Origin of the sequence: Flavobacterium frigoritolerans (genome assembly GCF_025847275.1) — a bacterium.
In the GTDB taxonomy this organism is placed as follows: Bacteria; Bacteroidota; Bacteroidia; order Flavobacteriales; family Flavobacteriaceae; genus Flavobacterium; species Flavobacterium frigoritolerans.
Genome location: NZ_JAOZEV010000002.1, coordinates 216,928 through 241,101, shown reverse-complemented (window position 1 = coordinate 241,101; position 24,174 = coordinate 216,928). Strand labels below are relative to the sequence as shown.

At 32.5% G+C, this 24,174-nt stretch carries 24 protein-coding genes; 8 read left to right on the top strand and 16 right to left on the bottom strand.

Features of this window, described 5'->3' with window-relative positions; all coding sequences use genetic code 11:
- Positions 1-34: 34 nt before the first annotated feature.
- The 5 genes from OIU80_RS03690 to gcvP all read right to left on the bottom strand — a co-directional run bounded on the left by OIU80_RS03690 (position 35) and on the right by gcvP (position 7,264).
- Positions 35-883, bottom strand: a complete 849-nt coding sequence (locus tag OIU80_RS03690; RefSeq protein WP_264285706.1) for a glycosyltransferase — start codon at positions 881-883, stop codon at positions 35-37.
- Between the two features lie 30 nt (positions 884-913).
- Complete coding sequence (locus OIU80_RS03685; protein ID WP_264285705.1) at positions 914-1,435, bottom strand: class I SAM-dependent methyltransferase; 522 nt, start codon at positions 1,433-1,435, stop codon at positions 914-916.
- A 160-nt stretch (positions 1,436-1,595) separates the two neighbouring features.
- Positions 1,596-2,654, bottom strand: coding sequence for a 3-oxoacyl-ACP synthase III family protein (locus tag OIU80_RS03680; protein WP_264285704.1), 1,059 nt, complete (start codon positions 2,652-2,654; stop codon positions 1,596-1,598).
- 287 nt (positions 2,655-2,941) lie between these two features.
- On the bottom strand, positions 2,942-4,246 hold the full coding sequence (locus OIU80_RS03675; protein ID WP_264285703.1) for a hypothetical protein: 1,305 nt from the start codon (positions 4,244-4,246) through the stop codon (positions 2,942-2,944).
- 168 nt (positions 4,247-4,414) lie between these two features.
- The gene (gene gcvP / locus OIU80_RS03670) at positions 4,415-7,264 is read right to left on the bottom strand and encodes an aminomethyl-transferring glycine dehydrogenase (RefSeq protein ID WP_264285702.1); all 2,850 of its coding nucleotides are present in this window, start codon (positions 7,262-7,264) and stop codon (positions 4,415-4,417) included.
- A gap of 135 nt (positions 7,265-7,399) precedes the next feature.
- Between gcvP and OIU80_RS03665 the strand changes: the two genes are divergently transcribed.
- Positions 7,400-8,215 carry a hypothetical protein gene (locus OIU80_RS03665; protein WP_264285701.1) on the top strand — a complete coding sequence of 272 codons (816 nt, stop codon included), beginning with the start codon at positions 7,400-7,402 and terminating at the stop codon, positions 8,213-8,215.
- A 63-nt stretch (positions 8,216-8,278) separates the two neighbouring features.
- On the opposite strand, the gene OIU80_RS03660 is transcribed toward OIU80_RS03665, so the two are convergent.
- The 7 genes from OIU80_RS03660 to OIU80_RS03630 all read right to left on the bottom strand — a co-directional run bounded on the left by OIU80_RS03660 (position 8,279) and on the right by OIU80_RS03630 (position 12,529).
- Positions 8,279-8,677: a DUF1090 domain-containing protein gene (locus OIU80_RS03660; protein ID WP_264285700.1), complete on the bottom strand. Its 399-nt coding sequence runs from the start codon at positions 8,675-8,677 to the stop codon at positions 8,279-8,281.
- Between the two features lie 36 nt (positions 8,678-8,713).
- On the bottom strand, positions 8,714-9,190 hold the full coding sequence (locus tag OIU80_RS03655) for an SRPBCC family protein (RefSeq protein ID WP_264285699.1): 477 nt from the start codon (positions 9,188-9,190) through the stop codon (positions 8,714-8,716).
- Positions 9,191-9,220: 30 nt separating this feature from the next.
- Positions 9,221-10,132 (bottom strand): TIGR01777 family oxidoreductase, encoded by a 912-nt coding sequence (locus OIU80_RS03650; RefSeq protein WP_264285698.1) that lies wholly within the window; start codon positions 10,130-10,132, stop codon positions 9,221-9,223.
- Between the two features lie 40 nt (positions 10,133-10,172).
- The gene (locus tag OIU80_RS03645; protein ID WP_264285697.1) at positions 10,173-10,544 is read right to left on the bottom strand and encodes a hypothetical protein; all 372 of its coding nucleotides are present in this window, start codon (positions 10,542-10,544) and stop codon (positions 10,173-10,175) included.
- A gap of 13 nt (positions 10,545-10,557) precedes the next feature.
- Entirely contained in the window at positions 10,558-10,914 is a 357-nt protein-coding gene (locus tag OIU80_RS03640; protein WP_264285696.1) for a hypothetical protein, read from the bottom strand.
- The gene (locus tag OIU80_RS03635; protein WP_319004954.1) at positions 10,911-11,957 is read right to left on the bottom strand and encodes a YqjF family protein; all 1,047 of its coding nucleotides are present in this window, start codon (positions 11,955-11,957) and stop codon (positions 10,911-10,913) included. The genes OIU80_RS03640 and OIU80_RS03635 overlap by 4 nt, the downstream gene beginning before the upstream one ends.
- Positions 11,958-12,025: 68 nt before the next feature.
- On the bottom strand, positions 12,026-12,529 hold the full coding sequence (locus OIU80_RS03630) for a GbsR/MarR family transcriptional regulator (RefSeq protein ID WP_264285695.1): 504 nt from the start codon (positions 12,527-12,529) through the stop codon (positions 12,026-12,028).
- A gap of 219 nt (positions 12,530-12,748) precedes the next feature.
- Here OIU80_RS03630 and OIU80_RS03625 point away from each other — a divergent pair, with 219 nt between their 5' ends.
- Both OIU80_RS03625 and OIU80_RS03620 read left to right on the top strand, forming a co-directional pair.
- Entirely contained in the window at positions 12,749-12,985 is a 237-nt protein-coding gene (locus OIU80_RS03625; RefSeq protein WP_264285694.1) for a hypothetical protein, read from the top strand.
- 182 nt (positions 12,986-13,167) lie between these two features.
- Entirely contained in the window at positions 13,168-14,982 is a 1,815-nt protein-coding gene (locus OIU80_RS03620; protein ID WP_264285693.1) for a hypothetical protein, read from the top strand.
- A 62-nt stretch (positions 14,983-15,044) separates the two neighbouring features.
- Here the strand turns inward: OIU80_RS03620 and OIU80_RS03615 are convergent, their stop codons facing one another.
- Positions 15,045-17,072, bottom strand: coding sequence for a M3 family metallopeptidase (locus OIU80_RS03615; RefSeq protein ID WP_264285692.1), 2,028 nt, complete (start codon positions 17,070-17,072; stop codon positions 15,045-15,047).
- Between the two features lie 218 nt (positions 17,073-17,290).
- Here OIU80_RS03615 and OIU80_RS03610 point away from each other — a divergent pair, with 218 nt between their 5' ends.
- Positions 17,291-17,962: a hypothetical protein gene (locus OIU80_RS03610; RefSeq protein WP_264285691.1), complete on the top strand. Its 672-nt coding sequence runs from the start codon at positions 17,291-17,293 to the stop codon at positions 17,960-17,962.
- A gap of 52 nt (positions 17,963-18,014) precedes the next feature.
- Here OIU80_RS03610 and purE read toward each other — a convergent pair whose 3' ends face one another.
- The 3 genes from purE to OIU80_RS03595 form a co-directional block, all read right to left on the bottom strand.
- Entirely contained in the window at positions 18,015-18,497 is a 483-nt protein-coding gene (gene purE, locus OIU80_RS03605; RefSeq protein ID WP_264285690.1) for a 5-(carboxyamino)imidazole ribonucleotide mutase, read from the bottom strand.
- Positions 18,498-18,601: 104 nt separating this feature from the next.
- Positions 18,602-19,759 carry a 5-(carboxyamino)imidazole ribonucleotide synthase gene (locus OIU80_RS03600; RefSeq protein WP_264285689.1) on the bottom strand — a complete coding sequence of 386 codons (1,158 nt, stop codon included), beginning with the start codon at positions 19,757-19,759 and terminating at the stop codon, positions 18,602-18,604.
- A 54-nt stretch (positions 19,760-19,813) separates the two neighbouring features.
- A complete protein-coding gene (locus tag OIU80_RS03595) occupies positions 19,814-20,365 on the bottom strand; it encodes a hypothetical protein (RefSeq protein ID WP_264285688.1) in 552 nt (183 codons plus the stop codon).
- Between the two features lie 99 nt (positions 20,366-20,464).
- Between OIU80_RS03595 and hpt the strand changes: the two genes are divergently transcribed.
- From hpt to obgE, 4 genes are all read left to right on the top strand, one after another.
- Entirely contained in the window at positions 20,465-20,995 is a 531-nt protein-coding gene (gene hpt, locus OIU80_RS03590) for a hypoxanthine phosphoribosyltransferase (protein WP_264285687.1), read from the top strand.
- An 89-nt stretch (positions 20,996-21,084) separates the two neighbouring features.
- Positions 21,085-21,657, top strand: coding sequence for an adenylate kinase (locus OIU80_RS03585; RefSeq protein ID WP_264285686.1), 573 nt, complete (start codon positions 21,085-21,087; stop codon positions 21,655-21,657).
- A gap of 99 nt (positions 21,658-21,756) precedes the next feature.
- Positions 21,757-23,031 (top strand): hemolysin family protein, encoded by a 1,275-nt coding sequence (locus OIU80_RS03580; RefSeq protein WP_264285685.1) that lies wholly within the window; start codon positions 21,757-21,759, stop codon positions 23,029-23,031.
- 77 nt (positions 23,032-23,108) lie between these two features.
- Positions 23,109-24,110, top strand: coding sequence for a GTPase ObgE (gene obgE / locus OIU80_RS03575; protein WP_264285684.1), 1,002 nt, complete (start codon positions 23,109-23,111; stop codon positions 24,108-24,110).
- The last annotated feature ends 64 nt before the right edge of the window (positions 24,111-24,174 follow it).

Here is a 24,174-nt window from a genome sequence, read left to right as displayed (position 1 = left end):
GGTTTAGATTTTATAGTTTTTTTGATTGCTTGAACTAAAAAAGCTTTTCTTTCATTTTTTTCAAACGATAATTTCGAATGAATTTTGCTTGTGCATCGGTTACCAATAATGGTGTTTTTGCTCTTTTTGCTTTTAAGAATCCTTTAATGTAATCAAAGAATAGAAATGGTTTTTTCTTCATCATTGCCAACTTTGCAGATGCAATTGCTGTGATCCAAAAACCATATCCTAAAGTATAAAAAGCTTCACCTTGTTTATAACGTGCTGTTTTGCTATAATTAGCACCAGTGGGTTTAAGATGTTTTACGTGTAAAGAAGAATCGGTAACTATTTTCCAATCATAATATTTACAAAGTAATTCATCTACAGTATCCCAGCCCATTGAGGGTTTTAATCCACCAATTTGTTGAAACGTTTCTTTTCGGTAGGCTTTTAGCGCGCCACGAATATGATCTTTGTCGGTTAGATTTTCTAATATCCAATCCCCATTTTTTTCTATGTAGCAAAATCCTCCTGCCATTCCGATTTTTGGATCAGATTGAAAGTGTGCAATAATAGTTTCGAAATAGTTTGGGGGAAAGATTAAATCTCCATCTATTTTTACAATGATATCATAATCATCATCGAGTGTTTCAAATCCTTTATGAAATGCTTGGATTACTTTGCTTCCTGGCAAATGTATAGCACTCGAGGTTTTGTTAACCAATGATATATATGGATTTTCTTTGGCATAATCCAGTACAATTTCTCCCGTTTTATCGGTCGAATTGTCATTGACTACAACAATTTTTTTTGGTAAAACGGTTTGCGAAATCAAAGATTGCAATGTTAAGCCAATTAATTCTTGTTCGTTATGTGCCGGTATGACAATATAATATTTCATATTTAATAAACTGAAAACTGATGCTTAAAACTATTTTCTCTCTGCGTAAACAATATAGTATCTATTTGTAAAGCTTCGCAATAAAGGACGTATTCCGAATTTTTTTACAGGATTGGTCCATTTTTGTCTGTCGATGATTTTCCAACCTGTTTTTTCAAGAAGCCAGTCTAATTGCCAATCTTCAAATTCGTGATAGTGCCTGTCCCACATATCTGTTTTACTACGATATGCTGGTGAGAACCATAAACGCATAGGAATCGAGATGAATAGTTTATCTGATTTTATTTCGTTTAAAATAGTGAATGGGTTTAGCAAATGTTCGAAGATTTCGAAAGCGGTAACCACATCTTGTTTTTCGGTAGCAAATACTGTTTGGTCGGTATCTAAATCTTCTCCTGTAGTATTTTTTACTTTAAAACCTTCTGCTTTCATTATTTTTGAAAACGGATTTTCAACTCCTAAATCCAAAACGGTTTCGGATGTTGTGATGTGCTTTTTTAGAAATTCTAAAGTATGTTTGAATCGTTTATTCGGAAATGTTTTTTCGTACATAGTTATTGCGAGGAACGAAAGAATCTCTCGTTCTTAGTTTTAATTAGGGTGCAAATATACTAAAAAGTCCGCATTTTAAAATGCGGACTTTTTTAGTTTTCAGTCGCAGTGATTAGTTTAGCATACTGTAAACTGCGAATGAATAATTGCTGAAAACGAATTAATGTCTGTAGACAAATGCGTTAACGTTCATTCCTGCTCCAACTGATGCAAATATAATAACATCACCTTTGTTGATTTCGTGATTTTCTATTTTTCCTTGTAATAGTAAATCATAAAGCGTTGGAACTGTTGCTACACTGCTATTTCCTAAATCGTGAATAGACATAGGCATGATGTTTTCTGGAGGAGTTTTACCATGCAGTTTGTAAAAACGATGGATTATAGCTTCGTCCATTTTTTCGTTTGCTTGATGAATCAGAATTTTTTTGACATCATCAATTGCAATACCGCTTTTGTCTAAACAGCTTTTCATAGCTGCTGGAACTTGACTTAAAGCAAATTCATATATTTTTCGTCCATACATTTTTATGTATTTCGTGTCAGGATCTAAATCGGGATTGTATGATTTTCCGAAGTATAAATATCCAGCTTCATCACTTGCAAAAGTGGCACTTTCGTATGATAATAAACCTGTTTCATCATCAGAAGCTTCAATAACTGATGCTCCTGCTCCGTCTGAATAAATCATAGAATCTCTATCATGGTCATCTACAACTCTCGAAAGTGTTTCGGCTCCAATTACTAAGCAACGTTTTGCCATGCCTGATTTGATGAAAGCATTTGCCTGTAGCACTCCTTCGATCCATCCAGGACATCCAAAAAGAATATCATATGCAACACATTTAGGGTTTTTAATACCTAATTTGTTTTTTACACGTGTTGCTAAACTCGGTAATATATCAGATTGTGTTGTTCCGTATTTTACATCGCCAAAATTGTGAGCGAAAATAATATAATCAAGAGTTTCTGGATCAATCTTAGCGTTTTCTATTGCTCTTTGTGCAGCAAAGTATGCTAAATCAGAAGATGTATATTGATCTTCTGCATAACGTCTGTTTTCAATACCTGTTATTCCTTTGAACTTATTGATGACAACTTCATTTGGATAGCCAAAAGGAGTTCCGTCTTCATTTAAAAATACATGTTCGTTAAAATCTGTATTCCTTATTTCTTTTTGTGGAATATAGCTTCCTATTCCAGTTATTTTTATTTTCATTACACAGTTTTTCCTAATAATTTAGGCTAATTTAGAAATAATATTATAATTACAACCATAATATTTACTATGCGTGCATATAATTATGAAATAATTTCTGTTTTGCGGGAATAACTGGTTATTTGTTAATTAATATTAACGATTTTTGAGTTTTTTATTAAGTAAATTGAATCTTTTCGAAAATTTATTTTGAAAATATTTTATCATGTCAAAAAAAATGCCTCGATTAATCGAGGCATTTGTAAGAATAGCTTTTGTTTTATAGGCTATTGTTGTGTGTTATTTTGTTAGTTGATTCTTTCAAGAACAGTCGCTTTTCTGTTGATTTCTTCATTGGTAGTTTTTAAGGCTCCTTCTTTGTTAATTTCTGCAAAAATCTTTTTCCCATCTTTTAATCTTAAAGCACTAAATTGTAATTTATCATTGGCATCAACACTAATGGTATAAACTTCATATTCACCAGAATTAAGTAATTTAATATATTCATGAGTATCTAAATTAACTTTGTATAAATCTGTTTTTGTTGCGATGTAATAGTTTTCTTTTGAATATACGATTTTGGCATATTGATCTACATGGGGCAATTCTATACTTTCAACGGAATTACTATTTTCAAAAAATTCCCAATTCATATCTCCCCAAGTATAATAAGTATCTATAAATACAACAGAATTTTCTTTTTTTATCATAAATGACCCTTGACTAGATGTTCGAAACATCTGTCCAACACCATCAGGAACTGGGACTCCATTAAGTGGCCATACTACACTAGTAGTAATAGTATCACCATCGATGTTTATTTTATGAATTTGTGGGATGTAGCCTTCGTTCCATATATAAGTAATAAAATAAAATTTACCATTATTGCCTAACCAAAATTCTTTGTTCTCTCTTCCCTCTATTTTAACTTCATGAATTCCACCGTTTGCTTTTTTTATGCGTAAACCATATTTATTAAGGCCACTACTTATACTATATTGATACATGCAATTTCCTTTAGGATCAACTTCAAAAAACATGGGAGTTTGTCCAGTAGGTAAATAATCTATTACATTTATATTATCGGGGTTATTTAATGATAATTTTCCAATTGAATTATATCCTTTGTAATAATATATATTTCCTTCAGAATCAGGTTTAGGTAAAATTTCCCCTAATTTTCTACTTTCAAATGAAAAATCTACAGATGAAGAATTAAAAATTGCGCCATCAGTTTTTCTTACCAGTATACTAGAGTAGCTTTGTGAAACTCCTTTTTCGTCAGTATAATTAAAACTTCCTGAAAGTAAAACATAAGTTGAATTTAAGTTTTTTATGCTTCGTACTATTGGTTTAGAGTTAGTTGATGAGTTATCTTCTTTTGTGAAATTTACTGGCTGGTATTTACCATCAGCAGTGATTTTAAATAAATTTGTCTCAGTCGCAAGGTTTTTGCCGGTTGAAGATTCTTCAAGTATAACAAGACTTTTAGCGTCTGAAATATTTAAGATTGTTTTCTGAGATTGGTTGACGTTTCCATCTTCTTTATCACTTGAGCAACCAATGAATAATACTACTAAAAGAGCACATAATGCTTGTAAAGTTTTTTTCATATGAGGGGGTTTTAAGTTAAGGTATTTTTGTAGCTAAAGTAAGAAAAAAAATGCTTTTCAATTAGTTGAAATATTTTTATTTTATTAAAAAAGAATGTGTTAAAAAAAAAATACCCCGATTCCGGAATTCCGGATCGGGGTAAATTATATAATTGTAAAACTTATTTTTTATTCTTCCATATAAGCTTCAATAGGAGCACAGCTGCAAACTAAATTTCTATCTCCAAAAGCATCATCAGCTCTGCGTACAGTTGGCCAGAATTTGTTTTCAGCAATGTAATCTAATGGGAAAGCTGCTTGCTCTCTTGTGTATGGGAAATCCCAAACATCGGTAGTAAGCATTGCTAATGTATGTGGAGAATTTTTTAAGACATTATTTTTATCTTCGATTGTTGAAGCCTCAATTTCTTTACGAATAGAAATCATAGCTTCACAAAAACGATCTAATTCTTTTAAGTTTTCACTTTCAGTAGGTTCAATCATTAAAGTTCCTGCAACTGGGAAAGAAACTGTTGGCGCGTGGAAACCGTAATCCATTAAACGTTTTGCGATATCAGTAACTTCAATCCCTTTTTGTTTAAAAGGACGACATTCTAAAATCATTTCGTGAGCTGCACGACCCATTTCTCCAGAATATAAAGTGTCATAATGACCGCTTAATTTTTCTTTGATATAGTTAGCATTTAAAATTGCATGTTGTGTAGCGCTTTTTAAACCTTCGGCTCCTAACATAGAAATGTATCCGTAAGAAATCAAACAAACTAAAGCTGAACCCCATGGAGCTGCAGAAATAGCAGTAATTGCGTTATCTCCTCCAGTTGCAATAACTGGGTTTCCTGGTAAAAATGGAACTAATTGTGGAGCAACGCAAATTGGTCCAACTCCTGGTCCACCACCACCGTGAGGGATTGCAAATGTTTTGTGTAAGTTTAGGTGACAAACGTCGGCTCCAATTGTAGCAGGATTTGTTAAACCTACCTGAGCATTCATGTTTGCACCATCCATATAAACCTGACCTCCGTTGTCGTGGATCAATTGTGTTATTTCTTTAATAGCACTTTCATAAACTCCATGAGTAGATGGATAAGTCACCATTAAACAAGAAAGGTTGTCTTTATGTAGAATTGCTTTCTCACGTAAATCTTCTACGTCGATGTTTCCGTTTTCTAAAGTTTTTGTAACAATAACTTTCATTCCAGCCATTGCAGCCGAAGCAGGATTTGTTCCGTGTGCTGATGATGGAATTAAAGCAATGTTTCTGTGGTGATCTCCTTTTGATTGGTGATACGCACGTATAACCATAAGTCCTGCATATTCTCCTTGTGCACCAGAGTTTGGTTGCAAAGTTGTTCCTGCAAAACCTGTGATAACATTTAATTGCTGTTCTAGTTTTTTCAACATTTCCTGATATCCTTGTGCTTGATCAAGCGGAGCAAAAGGGTGAATGTTATTCCATTGCGGGCTGCTTAATGGTAACATTTCTGAAGCAGCATTTAGTTTCATTGTACAAGAACCTAGTGAAATCATCGAGTGATTTAAAGCTAAATCTTTGCGTTCTAACATTTTGATATAACGCATTAAAGCTGTTTCTGAATGGTATTTATTGAAAACATCGTGCTCTAAAAATGATGATGTTCTTTTTAAATGTTCAGGGAAATGGTTTGTATTTGTTAAGCTATCGATTGTTGTAGCTTGTTGATTTGTAGCTGTAGCAAAAACTGAAATGATTTCGTTTACTTCGGCAACACTTACTGTTTCGTTTAATGAAATAGAAATTGTGTTTTCGTCGATATAGTAAAAGTTAATTTCGTTTTGTTCTGCAATTGCGCGTACTTTTTTAGCATCGGCTTTTACAACGATTGTATCAAAGAATGCAGTGTTGGTTTGTTCTACGCCTAATTTTTTTAATTCGTTTGCAAGTGTTGCAGTTGCAGCGTGAACTTTATCTGCGATATATTGCAATCCTCTTGGTCCGTGATATACTGCATACATTCCTGCCATTACTGATAATAATACCTGTGCTGTACAAATGTTTGAAGTTGCTTTATCACGTTTTATATGCTGCTCACGTGTTTGTAATGCCATACGTAAAGCACGGTTTCCATTAGTATCAATTGTTACTCCAATGATACGTCCTGGCATACTTCGTTTGTATTCGTCTTTTGTTGCAAAATAAGCAGCGTGTGGTCCACCGTATCCTAACGGAATACCAAAACGTTGTGTAGTTCCTACAACAACAGCAGCACCCATTTCTCCTGGAGGAGTTAATTTTGCTAAACTTAAAATATCAGCAGCAACAGCAACTTTTATTTCGTTGTCTTTTGCTTTAGCAATAAAAGCTGCATAATCATGAACTTGTCCGTATTTCCCAGGATATTGAAGGATTGCTCCAAAATAAGCTGTTGAGAAATCAAATGTTTCGTGATTTCCTATAACTAATTCAACTCCGATAGGTGTTGCACGAGTTTGTAATACTGATAATGTTTGTGGTAAGATTTCTTCAGAAACAAAAAACTTATTGATTTCGTTTTTCTTTTGATCTCTTGATCTTACATCAAATAAAAGTGCCATTGCTTCAGCAGCGGCAGTTGCTTCATCTAATAAAGAAGCATTGGCAATCTCCATTCCAGTTAATTCTATAACTGTAGTTTGGAAATTAAGGATTGCCTCTAAACGACCTTGAGCAATTTCTGCTTGATAAGGTGTATATGCTGTGTACCATCCTGGATTTTCAAAGACATTTCTTTGAATAACTGCGGGAACGATAGCTTGGTTATATCCTAAACCAATATATGATTTAAAAACCTTATTTTTATTTCCTAGTTGGTGTATGTGATTTGAAAACTCATATTCTGTCATTGCAGGATCTAAGTTTAATGGTGCTTTTAAACGAATGTCATCTGGAAGCGTTTCATAAACGAGTTGTTCAATAGATTCAACTCCAATTGTTTTCAACATTTGTTGATGGTCGGTTTCTCTTGGACCAATGTGTCTTAAAGCAAAAGCATCTGTTTTCATATAGTAGTAAAAGTGTTGTTTTTTTGTGGTGCAAAATTAAGTATTAATAATAATCTAATTGCTATTTTTTGTATCATTTTTTGTGAAATTTACAACTAAAGGGTTGATTTCTTAATAATTGATTATTTTTGTTGTATGAAGGTAATTACGCAGGTATTTAATTTTTATATCATTAGTAGCATTCATGTAGCTTTATCATGTTATGCTTTGGTGCGTTTAACATTCCATATGTTTGGTATTGAGTATGATGAATCAATGTCTTTATTTGTTTTTTTTGGAACAATTGTAGGATATAATTTTGTAAAATATGATGCATTGGTTCGTGTGAACAAACTAACAATCGGGAGGCAATTAAAAATTATTGCTGTTTTTAGTTTTTGTTCTCTTTTATTGGTTGGTTATTATTTTTTTCAGTTGAAACGAATAACTCAAGTAGTTTCTGTAGGGATCTTTGCGATTACGGCACTTTATACACTTCCTTTCTTTCCGAATAGAAAAAATGCCCGAAATTGGGCGGGAGTTAAAATTTATATAGTAGCACTTTGTTGGGTTGGAGCTACATTGGTTTTACCATTAATAAATGCTGAAATTGCTTTTACTTCTGATTTTTATTTAAAATGTGTGCAGCGTTTTATTTTGGTTTTTGTACTCATATTAATTTTTGAGATTATCGATTTAGCAAATGACGATCCTCACTTGCAAACTGTTCCACAGCAAATAGGAGTAAAGCGAACTAAAATTTTAGGATTATTACTTTTGATTCCATTTTATTTTTTGGAGTTTTTAAAATCTAATTTTGATAAAAATCAATTGGTGATAAATTTAATTATGGTTCTTGTATTATCGCTTTTTATCGCTTTCGCAAATGAAAAACGATCTAAATATTATACTTCTTTTTGGGTAGAAAGTATTCCGATTTTTTGGTGGCTGATGGTTGTGTTTTATGGATAAAATAGGTGTAAATACAAAAAACCGATGCATTAACACCGGTTTTTGTATATGAGAAAGTAAACTTTATTTTGCTTTTTGAGAAGCAACAGCTTTAGCTAATTCTGCTTTGGCTTCTTCTAACTTCTTTCTTTTCTTGTTTATTTTTTCTTTCCCCTCTTGATCTTTAATCGCTTTGTTTAGATCATCAGTTCTTTCCTTAACTTCTTTTTGTTTTTCTTTTACTTTCTTGTCAAGGTCATTGTTAACTGTTTTTGTGGTACAGTTCTTTTTGGTTTGGGATATAGCTTCTTCAACTCCTTTTACCTGACTTTGATTGCCAGCTTTTTTAGCAGCTACTAATTTTGTGTTTAATTCGCATAATTTTCTTTCGCATCCTTTTAATTCTTTACAATTACTTTGTGCAAAACCCATCAAAGAAATTGTAAAAAAGGCGATTGATAAAATTTTTGTTTTTAATGACATATGTTTTTTTTTAAAATGATTTATTAGGTATAGTAATTATAAAGATAAGGAATTTACTTTACTTGTCTTCTCTGATACTTGTTTTAGAATTTTGTTTCTTTCTAAAAGGAATAGAGTTAAATGCTTCTTTAAAAATAAATAATCAAACAAACTTCCAAATATTCCAAATGGAGTTTCATATTGTAATTTATCAGTCATGATTGTTTGTCCGTTTATTTCTTCAAAAAAATGCTCGTGTTTAAATGATTTAAATTTCCCTTGTTCCATTTCATCTACAAAATAATTGCAAAAATCCATAGCTGTAATTCGACTTTTATGAGTTAAATAAATTCCGAAGTGTTTACCACGCCAAGTTACCGTTTCGTTATAATTTATTAATCCAGTTGTTGTACCAGCAATTACAACTTCTTTTGATTTGCTTGCAGATTGTTTATGAACATCAATATCTCTAGAATTATCAAAGACGATTTTATTTGGTGCATTTATTTTTGTTGTAAGATGAATTGTTGTCATAATTAATAGGCGTTATCTTTGTTAAAGATTTTACTTCAATAAATTTTTGAAAGCATTCTCTACATCATCAAACTTAAATTTAAATCCATTTTCTAAAAGCTTTTTCGGAATTACATTTCGACTTTTTAAAACCAATTCGGGTTCTGTTCGAATAAAGAAAGCTCCAATTTTAAGCAGAAAAGCATTTATCGGAATTCCTAAAGGGAAACCAACTGCTTTTTGAAGTTTCTTCATAAAGTCGGCATTACGGATGGGTTTAGGAGAAACAACATTAACAACTCCAATCATTTCTTTTTGAAGTATGAATTCTATTGCATTCGCAAAATCATCTTCGTGAATCCAACTAATAAATTGATTTCCTTTTCCTTGTTTTCCTCCGAAACCAATTTTGGCTAAGGTTTTTAGAGGAATAAAAGCGCCTCCTTTCTTTCCTAAAACTATCGAAGTTCTTAAAGCGGTTTTTAGTGTATTAGGAGTTTCGGTTTTAAAGAATGCTTTTTCCCAAGATAAAGCGACGTTAATAGAAAAGTCATTTCCAATTTCTCCTTTAACTTCATCCATTTCTTTATCCAACGAAAAGCGATAAATTGTAGCTGTTGATGAATTCAGCCAATGTTTAGGCGGATTTACACAATTTAATACAGCTTTGTTTAAAATCTTGGTGCTTTCAATTCGAGATAATAAAATTTCTCTTTTGTTTTCTTTGCTATAGCGGCAATCTACAGATTTCCCTGCCAGATTTATTAAAACTGTTGCATTTTCCAATTCGTTTTCCCAGCCAGAAAAAGTTTTTGCATCCCAATTAACGTATTTAATGGAGTCAATTGTTTTAGACTGTCCTCGAGTGAGAATAATGATTTTTTCAAATTTATCTTTGAAATGATTGACTAATACCTGACCTAAAAATCCTGTTCCGGCTGCGATTACGAGTTTGTTTTGCATGATATTTTTTTAAATCTTAAAATTAGTTTAGAATCGGAGTTTATGCAATTGCATTATTTCTTTCACTTACTTTTCTTTTTCCTCTAAAGAAGAAATACAAATTAAGGAATAACATTAATCCTAAGTAAATAGAAAAACTTCCTATTTTATAACTCAAAGCTTCAATTAAAATTTGATAATTATTAATGTCTTCGCTTATTCTTAATATCATTAATGCAAAGCCAAGATTAAGAAGGTAAAATCCTGTTTCGAAAAGTTTGTTGGTTGCATCGGCAATTTCTTCTCTTCCTCTAAAGATGTCCAGCATGTATATTTTTCCGTTTGCGAATAAAGTTTTAGAAACATAATACGTTAGGAAAAGTGCTATTGGTAAATAGATTGCATAACCGACTAAAATTTTTGTAGTTTCCATGATGTTTGATTTATTAGTTATTGATTAATTTCTGAATGTATTTAGTTATTATGATGATGTTTATATAATGTAATCCTGAAATGATAAAGATGATAATTGCAGTTTTGGTTGCTATTACCTCGATGAGCTGATTGATAGCTATTATTTTTTCCCACGAAATTAAAGTCATTGCGCAATACCCAATATTCAATAAGTAATACCCCAGAAGCAGCATTTGATTTATTCGTTGGCATAAATCTTCGTGGTTAGGGATAAGCTCTGAAACGAAGATGTTACCATTTCTATAGCAAGTTTTCCCAACTCGTACAATAATGAAAATGGTAATCATTAAGTAAATGAAATACCCAATAATATTAAGATTTACATTCATAATTTTATTTTTTTCTTGTTCTCAACAGTAATCTTAGAGCCGATTGCTAAAAAAGTCGAAACTGGTTTTGATTCATTCAGGAATGCAAAATCTTTCCCATAGTTATCTTCAAAATCGACATCTATTTTATAATCAATTATTGCTAGTTGTTCCCATCTGGGATGGGTTACTTCATATTCGAAAGTGGTGTCTTTGTTGTATTTGGTATATCCAAAATAATGTTCGGTAATGAATTCGGCTTCAGAGTTTAAGTCTATTTCTAATTCCTCTTTTCCTGTTTTTACTTTAATTGTATTCCACTTGTTGTGATTTTTCCATTGATAAACAAAAGAATTAGTTTCTTTATTATCAGAGACATAATGCATCATTTCATTGGTTTGGTAATGCTCATTGTATAAAGTGTTTGCTATAAATGTAATAGCAGTTTTAGGTACAGTTTCTTTAATAAAAACAACTCCACGTTTCCATTCTCCATTTTCAAATCGTTTAACATAAAAACGAAGATTTACTTCTTCAAAGTCAATATGAAAAGGGACTTTGATGCCTAATACTTTTGTATTCTCGAACATAAAACCGACAAGACTCACATAACATCTGTTGTTCCATAAATCTATTTCAGTTCCTAGAGGAACATATTTTTCTAGTATTTTAGGATCGACTTCGTAATTAAATAATGCTAAATTTTTCCATTCGGCGGTTAGAAATGAATCAGAATTAATATTTGCGGTTAGAAAGTAGAAATAGGTTGCTATTAACATTGGAATTAAAAAAAGGGTAATGAAATTAGCTTTGTCATTTCCAAGCATTGAATAGGTTAAGATTAAGAATCCAGCTATCGCAACTAATATCCAATAGATATAAATTTGTTTCTTTTTTTCTTTACTGAGTTCTTTCATTTTCACCAGAAGAATAACTCCGATTGTTATTTGTACAATCCCTAAGATGATTTGGAATAGCATTCCAAAATATATGAAAAGATAAAGCCCAAGAGTTGTGAAATAAAAAACTTTATTGATTTTGTGTAGTTTATCAAATAGTGTCATAGTTATTTATTGTTTTAAACTTTCAGAAAAAAATGAAAGTTTTAATTAAATTTTTTTAGTCTGATGTATTATTTCATGATTTTCAGAACCAAACGTCCCAACCAGTTTTCATTAAATTCAGTCATTTTATCTAGCATATTATCTGCTTTTAATACAAAATCATACAACTTGGTGGTTTGCTCAACAAAGTGTTTTTCTTCTGCAGAATCTTTCGAGTCAATCGAGGAAACTTCTTTTAATATTTTAAGAGCAGGTTTAATTTCGCGTTTGCTTCTTTCTCTTGCAATTTTTACAGCAAGTTCGTCTAAGTCTTTTTCAGCTGTAAAGAATTCTCTTCTTTCTCCCGATTTGTATTCTTTGTAAACAATTCCCCAATCCATCAAAGCTCTCAAATTCATACTGGCATTACCTCGGGAAATTTGCAACTCTTCCATTACATCTTCCATAGAAACAGGTTCGTTAGAAATCATCAATAAAGCATGGATTTGTGCCATGGTTTTATTAATTCCCCATTGTGAACCTAAAGCTCCCCATGTTTGAACGAATTTATTTTTTGCTTCTTTGAATTCCATAGTTCAAATGTAAGTAAAAGTTTTTAAACTTTCAAAAATAAATGAAAGTTATTTTGAGAAATGTTAAATGAAATTATTTTAATTTGAAAATCAGGTATTTATACGTTGTCTTAGTTTGTTGGATTATTGTTCCTTTATTATTGAATAACTGAATGGTTTTAATTAAGAGATAATAATCCCCCAAAATTCTTTACTACTTAACCTGTTAAATAATTAAATATGTTACACATTCCCCCAAATTTAGATCCTGGTATATGGACTTATCAGAGTCTTGGCAATCATTCAAATTTATGTATTGATTCGAATCTTCTTAAACGTAAAAAAGAGAATTTACAAATAGAAACCTTAGGATATAATAATAGGAGGTTGCCTAATTTTAATGAAACTTTTTTACATAGCAAACAAGCTACATTGCGGCTTAAAAACTCAGTAACAGTTAGTCTTTTGTCTAATTAATCGAGAATTATTTAAAACGATAGGCTATGAAAGATTCTATCCTTGAAACTAGAAGTTACTGTTGCGCAATAGAGGAACTAAATTATACCTATGCCCACTGCAAAATTAAATGTTAGAAAATCTATCGTATAAAGACAGAATGCGTTTGCAAAAAAAATCAACCAATTTAAAAAATAAAGAAAATGAAAAAAACAGCCATTAAAATTGCGGCAGTATTGTTTACTGTAGCAATAGTCCTATTTGTAGGATGTAATAAAAAGAAGGAATTAGCGGCATCAGTTTCTAGTGATGGTGAATATTTACCACAAGATGTAAAACAATCCTGTACAGTTTCTGAGTCAGAATTTAATTCTTGGTTTAAGACAGGAAAAGTGTCAGAAAATGGATTAGTAATGCCAGCAAATAGTGTTACGTTTCCTCATAATAATAATTGCGATTTCTATAAATGGTCGGAGCAGATGTTCTTATGGATTACGTCTCCAGCTTCAGGGACATATAGCGGAAAAGGTACAGTTTTAGAATCTGCGGTATTTTATAATGTGTCACCTCCAGATGCTAAAGGAAAACGAACTATGACGCAGCATAATCCAAATGAAATACTTAGTGCAGTAGGAAATATTAACCAAAATGGGCCAAACCGTTTGCCACTTGTAAGAGATAAATCAGGAAGGATATTCGAGGTAGAACCTCCGAAAAGTAATGAAAAGGTTAAGGATGAAAGTAATAAATTAGTACAAGTAAGTCGTATTACAACAGATACTAAAGGATTGCTTTCGTTTATAGATATTAAAGGAAAAGTTATTAAAAATGCAAAACCAGTTATTGAAAGTAAAGTAGATCCAGCGAATGTTTTACAAGAATTTAAAGTGGGGAAAAAATCAGTCTTCTTAAATTCTAAAGGAGAAGAAGTCCAAACAGAACAAGGACAGGCAGGATCTCATGGTGCCTTAATGGGAGAAAATAAGTCATTAGTATATTATATCACAATGGTTAATGATGTGTATGCTTATTTTTTAACAGGAGTTAATGAAGGAAAATTAAAAGGCAATCAATTTCCAACAACTGCTAGTGCGAGAGATAGTATTCTGGCTTATGCAAAAACCAAAGGCTGGGCTACTCCTCCAGATCCAGATGCTTTGGCAATGGAATTAAAAACGTCATGGATTGAAGTTAAAGATTTGCCTAATGCAGCTAGTTATATTACTATCCAAGCAAAGATTCCAACTTATGATAAATCTAATCCGAATAAATGGGTTATAAATGGGCAAACAACTACAACATTAGCTCTGGTAGGAATGCACGTTGTAGGAAGTGTAGCTGGGCATCCTGAAATGATTTGGGCTACTTTTGAACATGAAAAAAATTCACCTAATGCTGCTTATGCCTACAGAGATGTAAATGATAAAATAAAACAGGTAAAAGCAGATACTGGTACAGGATGGCTTTTTAATGCTAATGCAAATGATACTGTAGGAGCGCAAAATATCCAGAATATGACTGTTGATACAACTAATTCTAATATAATTAATATTAAGAATCCTGCGGTTAATAGCCCCACAGCTAGAAGAATTATGGCTTGGGGAGTGGCATCAAATACAGTTCCAAATGGAGAGGATAAAACTCCGGCAGATTCTAATAGTGAAATTATTTCTATTAATAATGTAGTACGAAAAATGCTTGATGTAAAAGATATTAGGAGAAATTATTTATTAATAGGTGCTACATGGACATTTGGTGGTTCGGTGCCAAATGGTAAATCTTATCCATATGGATCAGCAACAGATTCTATTCATAAAGGAGATGCAATTGGGACAGGGCAATTAGCAAATACTACTATGGAGACCTATTTTCAATCTCCAAGTTCAGCAAGTAATGCAGGTGATTCCAGATCTTGTTTTTATTGCCATGGCTATACACTAAATCCAAATGGATTGAGTCATGTGTTTGGTTCAATAATTTCATTACCTCCATACAGTAAAAAAATATTGCCTAAATAAAAGCTTACTAAAATAAAAAGCCAGTATAAGTACTGGCTTTTTGCTTTTATAGGGTATTCAGTTTAAATCAATCCTGCTCTTTTTAATAAAGCTTCAGGTTTTGGTTCTTGACCTCTAAAACGTTTGTATAAAATCATAGGATGCTCTGTTCCTCCTTTTGAAAGTACATTGTCTTTAAACTTAGTTGCAACCTCTTTATTGAAAATTCCTTTTTCCTGAAAGTATTCAAATGCGTCAGCATCTAGGACTTCAGCCCATTTGTAGCTGTAATATCCAGAAGAATATCCTCCTTGAAAAATGTGTGAGAAAGCAGTACTCATAGCATTTTCTTTCACGTCTGGATATAATTGGGTGTCTTTAAATTGTTCGGTTTCGAATGTTTTTAAATCAGTGATTGCGGTTGGGTCTTGCCCGTGCCAAGCCATATCTAATAATCCAAAGCTTAATTGACGTAATGTTGCTAAGCCTTCTTGGAAACTAGCACTTTCTTTGATTTTATTTACATATTCCATCGGAATGATTTCGCCAGTTTCGTAATGGTTTGCAAACAATGCTAGAGCTTCAGGCTCATAACACCAGTTTTCCATAATCTGACTTGGTAATTCTACAAAATCCCAATAAACGGATGTTCCAGATAAACTTGGGTAAGTTGTATCGGCTAACATTCCGTGTAAGCCATGACCAAATTCGTGAAACAACGTTGTTACTTCATTAAAAGTTAGTAATGACGGTTTTGTTTCAGTTGGTTTTGTAAAGTTGCATACGTTCGAAATGTGTGGTCTTTCGTTTGTTCCATCTTTTCTATATTGCGATTTAAATGATGTCATCCAAGCACCATTTCTCTTTCCTTTTCTTGGGAAAAAATCAGCATAGAAAATAGAAACTAATTCATTTTTATCATTCGTAACTTCGTAAGTCATCACTTCTTCATGGTATTTATCAATGTCAAATACTTCAGTAAAAGTAAGTCCGTATAGTTTTCCTGCAATTGTAAAAGCACCGTTAAGTACTTTCTCTAATTGAAAATAAGGCTTTAATTTTTCATCATCCAGATTAAAAAGTTGTTGCTTTAATTTTTCTGAATAATAAGCACCATCCCATTTTTCTAATTGTTCTATTCCGTCTAATTCTTTTGCGAAAGCAGTAAGTTGAGCAAATTCTTTTTTGGCAGCAGGTTTTGCTTTTGCCAATAAATCATTCGAGAAAGAAAATACTTTCTCAGGGTTTTCGGCCATGCGCTCCTCTAGAACAAAATGAGCGTGAGTTTTATATCCTAATAAATTGGCTCTTTCAAAACGTAATTTCACGATTTTAAGTACAATTTCCTGATTGTCAAATTCATTGTTCTGAAATGCTTTTGCTCCAAAAGCGATTGCTAATTTTTTACGCAATTCACGATTGTCAGCATAGGTCATAAACGGAACATAGCTTGGATGGTCTAAAGTAAAAATCCATCCTTCTTTTTCTTGGCTTTTAGCCAATGAACGAGCTGCTTCGATAGTTCCTTCGGGTAATCCGGCTAAATCTTTTTCATCAATAAGATGTAATTCGAAAGCATTAGTTTCGGCTAAAACATTCTCGCCAAATTGCAAACTTAATTTTGATAATTCTTTGTCGATTTCACGAAGTTTATCTTTTTTATCTTCTGGAAGATTAGCCCCGTTTCTTGAAAAACTTTTATATTTTTTGTCAAGAAGAGTTGTTTGTTCCGGATTAAGATTTAAACGCTCTTTTTGGTCGTAAACGGCTTTTATTTTTGCAAATAAAGCAGCGTTTAATGTAATGTCATTTCCAAATTCAGATAGTAATGGAGAAACTTCCTGAGCGATTTTTTGCATTTCGTCATTCGTTTCAGCAGAATTTAAGTTGAAAAAAACACTCGAAAGGCGATCTAAAATATCCCCTGAAAAATCCATTGCTACAACAGTATTTTCAAAATTTGGTGTTTCGGGATTGTTTACAATTGCATCAATTTCGGCTTTTGCCAAAGCAATTCCTTCCTGAAATGCAGGAACGTAGTCTTCGATTTTAATTTGCGAAAAAGGTGCTGTATTATGTTTGGTTGTAAATTTTGAAAGTAAAACGTTCATTATGATGTAATTATTTTATTAATTGAAGTCGATATTTTTGAATTCCAAAGATAGCAATTTATGAAAATCTAGCGACCTAAACAAGCTTGATTCTCAGCATAAAATCCTCTTAAATTGTGTTATAGATATGTTATTTATTGCTGCAGCCGGTTTAAAAATCTTAAATTGTAAAAATAGAAGGATTATAAAATTCTTATTATAAACAATTGTAAATAAAAATGATGAACTACCAAATTATAATAAAACGTATTGATACTGTAAACGAAGTAGAAGGATATTGGTCAGATGAAGACCTTATTCAGTTATTAGAAAGATTTAACTATCCTGATGGAGCAACAGCCGAGAAAAAGAATTTGCCAGAATTATTAGAAATGGCTATTTCAGATTATGAGCCTAATGAAGCTGCTGAGATAGTATTAAAATACAAATTGGGAGATAAATTAAATGAAGGGCAAATTGAGCAAATAGCGCACAATATGTTAATTGATAAGGTTTGTGAGGAATATCCCGAAATAGATATGCAAGGAACTTTATTTCATGTCAATCAATTACTTTTTAAAGCATATAACGGAAAATTTCCAAATGCAAAAGCTTCGGTTGTTCATTTTTCGATGACACCAACTGATGGTGCAGTACAAAAATTGACAGCCGAAAACGTACTAAAATTATTAAATAATGGCTTGTCGGACAGAAATCTTATAAAAAGATTGTTTGAAGATCAAATGTCTCAAAATATTCCGTTTCCAGAAGCTCAAGGTATTGTTTGGGAATTGATAACAAATGATGATATAAATTACAGCTTGGTTACTTCAGAGAATTGGATAAATAAAGAAGACATAACTGAATATGAATTTGAATCTGTTCTGGAGGAAATTGAAGATGAAGCATGATTTCAGTTTTCAGTCGCAGTTTTGAGTATAAACTGCGACTGAAAACTGAAAATTATTTCAAGCCTTCAGAAGATTTGTAAACGGCTTCTTTTAAGCTTTCTTTATACGCTATGATTTTGTCTAAAACGACTTTATCATGACTTCCTATGATTTGTGCAGCAAGGATTCCAGCATTTTTAGCTCCGTTTAACGCTACAGTTGCAACAGGAACTCCGCCTGGCATTTGTAGAATCGATAAAACCGAATCCCAACCATCGATAGAATTGCTTGATTTTACAGGAACTCCAATTACAGGAAGTGGCGACATGGAAGCAACCATTCCAGGTAAATGTGCTGCTCCACCAGCTCCAGCAATAATTACCGAAATTCCGCGGGTATGAGCGTTTTTACTGAAATCGAATAGTTTTTCTGGCGTTCTATGTGCCGAAACGATATCTACTTCAACTTCGATATCAAATCCTTTTAATATATCGATGGCATCTTGCATTACTGGCATGTCGGAGATGCTCCCCATGATTACGGCTACTTTGCTCATTTTATTTTTTTGTTTAAAGTTAAAGGTTTAAAGTTGCAAACTACAACTGAAAACTGTCACTTATATTGATTTTAAATCTGTTTAAACTTTAAGGTTGAAAACTGTTACTGAGCACTAATCACTTTAATAGTGTTCTTAACATCTTCAGCAATTCTTCTTGCCTCATTCATATCTTCATTTACGATTGTAACGTGACCCATTTTTCTGAAAGGACGGGTTTGCTTTTTACCATAAATATGTGGCGTAACGCCATTCCATCCTAAAATAGTTTCGATGTTTTGGTAAATTACATCGCCAGAGAATCCTTCGGCTCCAACTAAGTTTACCATAACGCCAGCTACTTTACTATCGGTATTTCCTAGCGGAAGATCCAAAATAGCACGTAAGTGGTTTTCGAATTGTGAAGTATAACTGGCTTCGATAGAATAATGACCAGAATTGTGTGGGCGAGGAGCAACTTCGTTTACCAAAATTTCATCATCTTGAGTTTGGAACATTTCAACTGCCAAAAGACCAACATGATTAAATTTCTCTGAAACATTAAGCGCAATCGCTCTTGCTTTTTGAGCTACTTTTTCATCAATTCTTGCAGGACAAATTACATATTCTACCTGATTTGCCTCTGGATGAAATTCCATTTCAACAACAGGATATGTTTTTATTTCTCCCGATGGTGTGCGACAAACAATTACAGCAAGTTCATTCTTGAACGGAACCATTGTTTCAGCAATACACTCTACATTTGGGAGATTATCTAAATCTGAAGCTTGGCGAATAACTTTTACGCCATTTCCGTCATAACCAAACTCCGTACATTTCCATACAAAAGGCATCTCGACTCTGCTCGATGTGACAGCAGCTTTTAGGCTTTCCAGATTTTCAAATCTTTCAAAAGGAGCAGTTGGAATATTGTTTTTGATGTAAAAATCTTTTTGGATTCCTTTATTCTGAATTCCTCTTAAGGTTTTTGGCGAAGGATATACTTTTATGCCTTCGTTTTCTAGTTTTTCAAGGGCTTCAAGGTTTACAAGTTCGATTTCGAAAGTTAAAACATCTACTTGTTTCCCGAAATTGTAAACAGTTTCAAAGTCCATTAAATCACCTTGAAAGAATTTATTACAGGCGATTTTGCTTGGAGCTTCATCGCTTGGGTCTAAAACATAAGTTTGTATGTCAAATTTACGTGTGTCAAAAAGAAGCATTTTGCCTAATTGTCCACCGCCTAATATTCCTAATTTAAAATCAGAAGAAAAATAATTCATTGTTGTGTGTTTGTGATGCGCAAAGATACTTTATAATGATTGAATAGGAAAATCCTATTTTATTTTCTTAAGAACTTCTCTTGCAACAGCTTTATAAGCAGCAGTATGATTTCCGTAATCCTTGGTTAGTATGATTTGTAATTCGGGATGAATCCAATCGTAATGTTTGCCTAATATATGTAAGGTTCTAATAGAGTAGGCTTTTGCTGCGACTTTAGTATCGGTTATTAACCAATCAAAACTGGTTTCGATGATGTCTTGAAGCTGAGTTTCTGAAAGTGTGCTATTTATTTCTGATTTTTTGTAATGAGCTTTGACGAGAAGTTGGCAGATTTTTGCAATGGGTCTAATAGAACTTTCGTCTTTTAAATGTTTAAGATTGGCGCAAAAAAAATCAAGATGAGGTTGTAACCATTCTAGCTTTTCATAAGATACAAATTCTAGAATCCAACAGGCTTTATGCGTGTTTTTGTCAGAAATGTCGAAGCAAATTGCAATTAATTCCGGAAAACAATCAGGATTTTCCAAAACAGTTTGCGCACCTTTAACTCTATTTTCTCTGTAAGCACTTACATAATCAAGGGTTTTTTGTAATTCAGAGGCCATCAATTTTTTTTTTGATTTAAAAATACAAATTTAGGGTCAATATTCAATTCTAAAACTCGAATTCTGTATCTTTGCCCATTATTTTAAATGTAAAAAATAATGATACAACTTCACGATAAACAATTTGTTCCGTTTATTTCGGCTAAAGAAATCGATTTTGCAATTACTAAAATGGTAGCCCAGGTACAAGATGATTTTGGAGATGAAATTCCAATTTTTATCGGTGTTCTTAATGGTTCTTTTATGGTTGTTGCCGATTTTTTAAAAAAATATAAAAAACACTGCGAGGTTTCATTTATTAAAATGGCATCTTACGAAGGGACAGAAACATCTCACGATGTTAAACAACTGATAGGATTGAATCAAGATTTAACCGGAAGATCAGTGGTTATTATTGAAGATATTGTTGACACAGGAAATACTGTAGTTGAACTTAAAGAAATGTTTAAAAAACAAAATGTTAAGCATTTAAAAATAGCTACTTTGTTCTTTAAACCTGAGGCTTATAAAAAAGATGTTAAAATTGATTATATCGGAATTCGAATTCCAAACAAATTTATTGTTGGTTACGGTTTAGACTACGATGGTTTGGGAAGAAATTTGTCTGAAATATACCAATTGGCAGAATAAATTTAGAACCAAAATCAAAGAATTATAAATTAGCTATTCACTTTAAACTTCTTTAAAAGAATAAGGAAGTACGACACAACACACAAACTATGATTAATATTGTTTTATTTGGAAAACCGGGTGCAGGAAAAGGGACTCAGGCAGAATTTTTAAAAGAAAAATATAAGTTAACACATCTTTCAACTGGAGATATCTTTCGTTTTAATTTAAAAAATGATACAGATTTAGGTAAGAAAGCTAGAGTTTTTATGGATAATGGGGAATTAGTCCCATGCGAAGTAACTACTGCAATGTTAATTGATGAAGTAAAAAAACATCCAGATACAGCAGGGTTTTTGTTTGATGGTTATCCAAGAACACTAGATCAGGCAGCAGCATTAGATAAGTTTTTACCGACTATTGGCACAAGTGTTACGGCAACAATTGCTTTAGAGGCTGATGATGAAATTCTAGTAGCTCGTTTATTAGAAAGAGGAAAAACAAGTGGAAGAGCAGATGATCAGGACGAAGAAAAAATTCGTGTGAGATATCAGGAATATAATGAAAAAACAGCTCCATTAATTGGATACTATAAAGAGCAAAATAAATTTTACGCAGTAAATGGCATCGGGTCTATTGAAGAAATAACTGAGCGTTTGACTAGTGTAATTGATAATTTGTAATAAAAAAAATAGTTTAAAGTTTAAGGTTTAAGATTTACCTAAATAGTGTTTATTCGGGGTAAATTTTAGGCTTTAAACTTTAAATATTTAAACATAAAAATGGAAATACTAATAATATTTTTTCTAATAATTTTAAATGGGGTTTTCTCTATGTCGGAAATCGCATTGATTTCGGCAAGGAAGAATAGATTAGAGACAGCTGCCAAGAAAGGTAATAAAAGTGCTAAAATTGCTTTAGATTTAGCCAACTCACCAAATAAGTTTTTATCGACTGTACAAATCGGAATTACCTTAATAGGGATTTTGACGGGTATTTATAGTGGTGATAAAATCACGATGGATGTTGAAGCTTTTGTAGGTAAATTTGAAGTTTTTCAACCTTATGCGCATTCTGTTGCTGTAGGGATTGTAGTTGTGGTTTTAACTTTCTTTTCTCTTGTTTTGGGTGAGTTGTTACCTAAGAGAATTGGTTTAAATCACCCTGAAGCTATTGCTAAAGCTGTGGCTTTGCCAATGAAGATTGTCTCGATTATTACAGCTCCGTTTATTTGGTTATTAACTAATTCAACAGATTTTTTGTTGAACGTTTTGCAAATAAAACCAACTGCCGATGGTAAAGTTACCGAAGAAGAAATAAAAGCTATTATTAAAGAAGGTACTGAAGGTGGTGAGGTACAAGAGATAGAACAAGATATTGTGGAACGTGTTTTTCATATCGGTGATAGAAAAGTTAACTCGTTAATGACACACAGAAAATCGGTAGTTTTCTTACCGTTAAATTCAGATAAACAGCGTGTAAAAGAATTGATTTTAGAAGATTTACACTCCATTTATCCTGTTTATACAGAGAACTATGATGATATTTCGGGAGTTGTTAATTTGAAAACAATTTTTGCCAATATAGAAAAAGAAGATTTCAGTTTGGCCTCTATAATGACCGAAGCTCCTTTTATAATGGAGCAAACAACGGCTTATAAAGCATTAGAGAATTTTAAGAAAACGGGAATACATTATGCTTTCGTTTCTGATGAATATGGAATTTTTCAAGGAATTATAACATTAAATGATATTCTCGAAGCTCTTGTAGGAGATGCAGCGGATTTTTATAAAGACGAGTTTCAGTTAGTAGAAAGAGAAGATGGAACCTGGTTGGTTGATGGACATTATTCATTGCATGATTTCTTAACTTATTTTGAGTTAGATGAATTAATTAATGATTATGAAGTTACCACTGTAAGTGGTTTAATAATGACCGAATTATCTCGCATTCCAAAAGAAGGGGAGAAATTAATTTGGCAAAAATTTGAATTAGAGGTCATCGATATGGATGGCGTAAAGATTGATAAAGTATTAATAAAAGCATTAAAAGGTTAACATTAAAATAGTTTTGGTTACAGTTTTCAGTCGCAACTTGCGCTGTAAACTGCAGCTGCAACTGAATACTGAGAAATATGACAGAGGGAAATTTTGTAGACTACGTTAAAATATTTGTTTCTTCCGGAAAAGGAGGAAAAGGTTCTACGCATTTACATAGAGAGAAATTTATTGAAAAAGGCGGTCCTGATGGTGGAGATGGTGGACGTGGTGGGCATGTTTTTTTAGTTGGTAATAAAGGACTTTGGACTTTGTTTCATTTAAAATTTGCTCGTCACATTAAAGCTGGACATGGAGGAGACGGTGGAGGAGATAGAAGTACTGGAGCTGATGGTGATGATAAGTTTATTGAAGTGCCATTAGGAACAGTTGTAAAAGATAAAGAAACAGGTGAAACCTTGTTTGAAATTACTGAGCACGGAGAAAAACAAATTCTTTCAAGAGGAGGAAAAGGTGGTTTGGGAAACTGGCATTTTAGAAGTTCAACAAATCAAACACCAAGATATGCGCAGCCAGGTTTGCCTGGAGTAGAAATGGATGTGATCTTGGAGCTTAAAGTTCTTGCTGATGTTGGATTGGTTGGTTTTCCAAATGCAGGTAAATCTACATTGTTGTCAGTTTTGACTTCTGCGAAGCCTAAAATTGCAGATTATCCATTTACGACATTAAAACCTAATTTAGGGATTGTAGCTTATAGAGATTTTCAATCTTTTGTAATTGCTGATATTCCAGGAATTATTGAAGGGGCAGCCGAAGGAAAAGGTTTAGGTCATTATTTCTTACGTCATATAGAACGTAATTCGACTTTGTTATTTCTTGTTCCAGTCGATACACCAGATATTAAGGCCGAGTATGATATTTTGGTAAATGAATTAACAAAGTACAATCCAGAGATGTTGGATAAAGAACGTCTATTAGTAATATCCAAATGTGATATGTTAGACGATGAGCTTAAAGCAGAGTTAAAAGTTGAGCTTGATGTGGCTTTTAAAGATACTCCTTATATGTTCATTTCATCTGTAGCCCAACAAGGCTTGTCTGAGTTGAAAGATAAATTGTGGAAAATGTTGAATGATTAATGTCTGAATAGATATTATATATAAACAAAAAAACCACCAATTGGTGGTTTTTTTTGTTTCAATA